The organism is uncultured Roseovarius sp. (assembly GCF_947259555.1).
GTDB lineage: Bacteria > Pseudomonadota > Alphaproteobacteria > Rhodobacterales > Rhodobacteraceae > Roseovarius.
Window position 1 is genome coordinate 1 of sequence record NZ_CAMYMD010000048.1, and the last position, 5,207, is coordinate 5,207.

General features: G+C 62.2%; 8 protein-coding genes. 2 read left to right on the plus strand and 6 right to left on the minus strand.

Annotated features, from left to right (window positions below; all coding sequences use genetic code 11):
* Window positions 1-281 precede the first annotated feature (281 nt).
* Entirely contained in the window at window positions 282-554 is a 273-nt protein-coding gene (locus tag Q0X85_RS08165) for a transposase (RefSeq protein ID WP_366129607.1), read from the plus strand.
* Here Q0X85_RS08165 and Q0X85_RS08170 read toward each other — a convergent pair.
* Complete coding sequence (locus tag Q0X85_RS08170) at window positions 551-928, minus strand: hypothetical protein (RefSeq protein ID WP_297771260.1); 378 nt, start codon at window positions 926-928, stop codon at window positions 551-553. The genes Q0X85_RS08165 and Q0X85_RS08170 overlap by 4 nt on opposite strands.
* A 301-nt stretch (window positions 929-1,229) precedes the next feature.
* Here Q0X85_RS08170 and Q0X85_RS08175 point away from each other — a divergent pair, with 301 nt between their 5' ends.
* Window positions 1,230-2,174 (plus strand): hypothetical protein, encoded by a 945-nt coding sequence (locus Q0X85_RS08175; RefSeq protein WP_297771261.1) that lies wholly within the window; start codon window positions 1,230-1,232, stop codon window positions 2,172-2,174.
* A gap of 21 nt (window positions 2,175-2,195) precedes the next feature.
* Here the strand turns inward: Q0X85_RS08175 and Q0X85_RS08180 are convergent, their stop codons facing one another.
* From Q0X85_RS08180 to Q0X85_RS08200, 5 genes are all read right to left on the minus strand, one after another.
* On the minus strand, window positions 2,196-2,561 hold the full coding sequence (locus Q0X85_RS08180; RefSeq protein ID WP_297771262.1) for a hypothetical protein: 366 nt from the start codon (window positions 2,559-2,561) through the stop codon (window positions 2,196-2,198).
* A gap of 34 nt (window positions 2,562-2,595) precedes the next feature.
* On the minus strand, window positions 2,596-3,105 hold the full coding sequence (locus Q0X85_RS08185; RefSeq protein WP_297771264.1) for a DUF308 domain-containing protein: 510 nt from the start codon (window positions 3,103-3,105) through the stop codon (window positions 2,596-2,598).
* Window positions 3,106-3,115: 10 nt separating this feature from the next.
* Window positions 3,116-3,403: a DUF308 domain-containing protein gene (locus Q0X85_RS08190; RefSeq protein WP_297771266.1), complete on the minus strand. Its 288-nt coding sequence runs from the start codon at window positions 3,401-3,403 to the stop codon at window positions 3,116-3,118.
* Window positions 3,400-3,636, minus strand: a complete 237-nt coding sequence (locus tag Q0X85_RS08195) for a DUF308 domain-containing protein (protein WP_297771268.1) — start codon at window positions 3,634-3,636, stop codon at window positions 3,400-3,402. The genes Q0X85_RS08190 and Q0X85_RS08195 overlap by 4 nt, the downstream gene beginning before the upstream one ends.
* A 26-nt stretch (window positions 3,637-3,662) precedes the next feature.
* On the minus strand, window positions 3,663-5,207 hold a 1,545-nt coding region (locus Q0X85_RS08200), incomplete at its 5' end, for a glycerophosphodiester phosphodiesterase family protein (RefSeq protein ID WP_297771270.1).

Genomic DNA, 5,207 nt, shown 5'->3' on the forward strand with positions numbered 1-5,207 from the left:
AATGGCGCAAACTCGACGGCCAAAATCGCCTGCCCGAGATCATCCAAGGGGTTGAGTTCCGCGACGGGCTCCGCCACGTTCAAGCCGCCGCCTGATCAGGCGTCACCAACTTTTGCCCATATCTCTGATATTGGCGCCAAACTGGCACAACCCGGAAGGATGGTGCAGAGTCTTGCCTGGCGCACCTGCGGCAGGCATCAAGAGAGCCATGAATGGCCCGGCCTTCGCCGCCTATGTCAGCGAGGTGCTGATCCGCGAGATCGCGCCCGGCACCGCCCCTCATCCTCGACAACCTTGCCACCCATCGCAACAAACAAGCCGCCGCCACGCTCAAGGCACACGGCTGCTGGTTTCTGTTCCTGCCGCCATACTCACCAGACCTGAACCCGATCGAACAGGCGTTTTCAAGGCTCACCTCAGGCGCATGGGCGCACGAGCCTTCACAGCGGTCTTCGACGCTATCGGCGAAATCTGCAACCTCTATGATCCTGTCGAGTGCTGGAACTACTTCAGGGCTGCCGGATATGCCTCAAATTAATCTCGAAATGCTTTAGTCGATCTGCACCGCCAGGATACGTGCCGGGTTTTCTCCCGTGACCCGGATTGCGCGGCCCGGTGTCTCGTAATCGGTATCATCGAGACGGATCACGTCGCCAACTGCGAACGTCTCTACATCTCCGGCGCTCGAGATCAGTTCCAACTCGCCAGAGAGCAAGACACACAGCTGGCGTCGGCTAGAAAAATCCTTGCTGCTGGAATACCCTGCAGGCAGCTCCGTAAAGAAATAACGTTTGCACGTTTGTGCTGAGGACATCATCGGGGAATTCGCAAGAAAGTCGCTGAGCCCTGCGTGCAAATCCAACGTTTCATGGCCAAACCTTGTGCCGCCTTTGCCATCATTTGAAAAGGTCGTAATCCGCATCGTCATGTCAGTCTCCTGCTTTGGCGCCTGCGCATAGTCCTATAGGAACACGACCGTATTGCGCTCGTAAAAGCTACAAGCCCGTTCTGCATTTGAAAATGCGTAAGTCGACACAGCTACGGATTTAACCATCCTGAAATGCTGAATTCCTTGCCTATGCGCGTCGAGCCAGACAATATTCGAGCGGAATTAGGCGGACCAGGTTGCAGGGGGGGGCGGGATGGGACGATGGTTTTTGGGTTTCGTCACGTATCTCGGTCTGTTTTTGATTGGGTCGGAGACCGCAATGGCATGCTCGCTTCCAAACATGCGGACCGACGTAGCGCCGACAACAGGGAACGACGGCCCGGTTCGGGTGGACGCATCCTTTACCGTGCTCGATATCCTGGGCGTTGACGATGTGAACCAGCAGATCAATGTCGATATCGCCGCGATGCTGGTCTGGCAGGATCCACGACTGCAATCGCTCGAAGGTTGCCGGTTTGCCCGCTCACAGGTCTGGGTGCCAGACGTTGTCTTGCAGAATTCGTCAAACCTGCGCACCGCACGCAGCAATGCGCGCGATCAGGTGGTGATTGGGGCGGAGGGCCGCGTGAGTTACCGCCAGCGGTTCTTCGGCGACGTTTCCACCTATCACAACCTGCGCGATTTTCCATTTGACGCGCATGACTTCACCATCTCTTTCATTCCAGTCGAAACCAGTGCCGAGACGCTGAAATTCGTGCCGGATCAGGCGAATACATGGCTATCAGACAGGCTCAATATTTCGGGATGGCACGTCAACGATCTCGCGCTTGAGGAACAGAGCACAAAGCTGCGCGAAGCCGGGCGCACCCTGAGCATGCTCACCCTCACGATCTCGGCAGAGCGCGAGGTCAATTACTACCTCTTCCGGATCATGCTGCCGCTGTTCTTCGTGGTGGCCATGTCATGGGTGATCTTCTGGGTGCCGCCAAGCCGGTTCGAATTTCAGATCGGTCTCGGGGCCACCTCCATGCTGACGGTGATCGCCTTCAATCTCGCTGTCGCCGGGGCCCTGCCTCCGCTTGGCTATCTGACGGTTCTGGACCAGATCCTGATATGGTCCATCGCCATGGTGTTTCTCGCCATCGCCGAGGCGCTGGTGACCGGGCTTCACGTCGTCAATGGCCGGGACGCAAGCGCGCACAAAATAGACCGCTTGGCGCGCGTGGTCTTTCCCATCCTGCTGATCGGCGGATGGGCCACCCTTGCCCTATCAGGATTGAGGTGAACGGCCAGATCGCAGCGCGCGTCACTCCGGTCCGGGGCTGACGCGCCACTGTCCATCCGCCGTCCGGCAGCGCCACGTGCGAAAGGTGGCGGGCTCGGGTCGTTTCACCGTGCTGACGCGGTGCACCAGTTCGGCACAGTTGCCGTCGATCCGGCCCAGCGTGACCGCCCCCTTGGAGCGGCTCTCAGGGTTGCTCCAGCGGCGTGCGTCGCCGGTTTGCCCAAGCGGCTCGACCAATTGGCTCCCGGCTTTTTCCATCGCCGACAGATCGCTCTGCGACAAGCCTGAATCGTATAGGATCTTGCCAAGACTGCGCGCCTGCGCCTCTCCCGATCCCATCAATGGCAACGCCAGCAGCACCGCGGACAGCAGAATTTTCGTCCTCATAATGAGTTCCTTTCAAGAGTGTCGCCTACGACTGTCACCGTACCGCCGGTTTCTCCAGCCGCAAGGCCATCACGATCAGCGCCGCCCCGCTGCCCAGTAGCTCCAGCGACAGGATCACGCCCAGTTGCAGCGTTACGCCCAACAGAACCAGCGCACCGAGCACAACCGACAGCCCGCCTGCCACAAGCACCGCCCAGAATAGCGGATCGGTCTTGTAGCGCCGCCCGATCCAGAGCTTGGCCAGCCCGCCGACAATCAGCAGCCCACCCAGCAGCCACCGCAGCAGCGTGCCATCGCCGATGGGCCCGATCAGCAGCGACAGCCCCAGAAACAGCCCCGCCGCCGCAAAGAGCGCGGCCCCGGCCCGTTCGCGAAAGGCCGAGGATTTCCAGGCCGCCCGCCCCTGCAAAAGCCCCATCAGCACCAGCGCCCATCCCGCGATAGTGGTCGACGTGATCTGCGCGGCATTCGGATTGATCAGCCCCAGCACACCGCCCGCCAACGCGACCAGTCCCGCCAATAGCCACAATAGCCAGTTTTTCATCACCGCCTCCTCAGCTTGTTCGGTCCCGGGCGGCAAGGCCCAGAACGATTAGGGAAATTCCGTTCGAAATCAGCTCGATCGCCAGCAGGATACCCAGAACAACAACCGCCGAGAACGGAAAGCTCGTCAGGATCATCGCGCCGAGCGCCAGCGAGATGATCCCCGACAGGATCAACACCAGCCGGAGCCCGCCACTTGGCAGCCGAAACGCGAAGATGATCCGCAGCACGCCGATGAACAGCATCAGCAGCGCCACCACGACCGTTAATTGCAGCACGCCCTGCAACGGGTTGCTCACCAGATTGACACCGATGGCGCCAGTACCGCTGCACCCAGCACCAGCGACAACAGCCGCGAGCCCCAGTTGTCATCGGCAAAGATTGAAACCAGCATGAGAGCCCCGATGGCGATAAAAAGATACCCGGTCAGAAGTTCCGCCGTCAGCGTCGCCGCCAGCGGGTTCAACAGGGCGATGATGCCACCGATCAGCGACAGCGCACCAATGCCGAGCAACAGGATGAAATTTTTCATTGTATGTCTCCCGAAACTGCCAAAATCTATGCCTCCGATGGCTCTGCCACCAGATTGAAACTGTCGAGCCGCAACCGGTCGCTCAGCCACAAGAATATCCTCTCCGCCAGCGACAGTGCCGCGCGCTCTGCCATCACCTGCCGCGCCAGTGCGGGTTTGTTGGTGATCAGCCCGTCCACCCCCATCGAGATCATCCGCGACATGGCGCGCGGGTCGTCCACCGTCCAGACATAGACCTGCTTGCCCGTGGCATGCGCTCGGCGCAGCAGATGCCCTGAAACCTGCCCGGTATTGACGGCCAGAAACTCGGCGTCGAGAGCGCTCAGATCACCGATTGCCCGCGCGGCGAGAATGCCCATTGGCCAGTCGGGGCGCAGAGCGCGCATCTTCGCCACCCCCGCCCGCTTGAGCGACATGATCATGACATCATCCGCCATGCCGGTCTCTTCGACGATCTGTGCCACACGCTCTTCCAGCCGCTCGTCATGGCCGTAGTATTTCAGCTCGATCAGCACCCGGCCGCGCCCCTTGGCCACCTCCAGCACGTCGCGCAGGGTGGGCACGCGGGCCTCCGCATAGGCGGGATCGAACCAGCTTCCGATGTCGATCTGCGCCAGATCGTCGGGCATCGCGTCCCAGACCTTGAGCGGCACGCCCGCCTGTTTCATGAAGTCGCTGTCATGGGTGACGATCACGGTGCCGTCGGCAATCTCCTGCACGTCGATCTCGACCCAGTCGGCGCGATCCTCCAGCGCCTTTTCCACGGCGGCCAGCGTGTTCTCGGGCCTTGCCGCCGCCGCACCGCGATGCGCGATGACCTCGACCGCCTGCGGGGCCGCAAGACGCCCCGCAAGATCGCCGAGGACCGTAACCGCGCCCAGGCCCGCCACACCCGCTGCGATGGCGAGCCCGGCCAGAACCAGTGCAGTGCCGCCCGGCGCGCTATCCTGCTGCGGTGCCAGAACCTTGGGGGCCACGCTGCGATGCAAATCATCCAACAGCACCGCCAGCGCGCCGTTGGACACCGCCGCCAGAACCGCATTGGCCAGCGACCAAAGAGCGAGCGTCAGAAGTGCGGCCAGCACCACCCCGGTGAGGCTTGGCAGCGCCAGTGCCTGCGCGCCCGACCCGAACATGCCGATCAGCGCCGCGACCCCGGCGGCAAGCACCAAACGCAGCGCAAGCCAGCCAAGGATGCGCCGGATCACCGCGCCGCGCCGCGTGCGCAAATGCGCCTCGCTCTGCGCAAAGCAGTCGCGCGTCGGCACCCCGTCGATCAGCCGCAGATGCAGGGCGAGCGCCCAGCCCGAGAGCCGCCAAATCAGCAGCCCCGCCATGATCAGCACGAACGTGCCAATCACGCCCGCAGCCAGCAGAAACTCCGGCGGCCAATAGGTCAGGTAATAGTTGATGTCATGCGCCCGCAGCGTGAGCGCCACCACCGCCGCGCCTACCGCAAGAAACGGCAGGGCCAGCAGCGCCACCCGCAGCACCAGCCGCAGGGCAAAACCGAACACCGCCCCCAACCGGGGCAGCACCAGCCGCCAGGCCGCCGCAAGCGCGGGCCGGAG

Excerpts from the sequence above, each read along its gene's own strand:
- Q0X85_RS08170 (WP_297771260.1), bottom strand. The coding sequence starts at position 928 with ATGACGATGCGGATTACGACCTTTTCAAATGATGGCAAAGGCGGCACA.
- Q0X85_RS08175 (WP_297771261.1), top strand. The coding sequence starts at position 1,230 with ATGCGGACCGACGTAGCGCCGACAACAGGGAACGACGGCCCGGTTCGG.
- Q0X85_RS08180 (WP_297771262.1), bottom strand. The coding sequence starts at position 2,561 with ATGAGGACGAAAATTCTGCTGTCCGCGGTGCTGCTGGCGTTGCCATTG.
- Q0X85_RS08185 (WP_297771264.1), bottom strand. The coding sequence starts at position 3,105 with ATGAAAAACTGGCTATTGTGGCTATTGGCGGGACTGGTCGCGTTGGCG.
- Q0X85_RS08195 (WP_297771268.1), bottom strand. The coding sequence starts at position 3,636 with ATGAAAAATTTCATCCTGTTGCTCGGCATTGGTGCGCTGTCGCTGATC.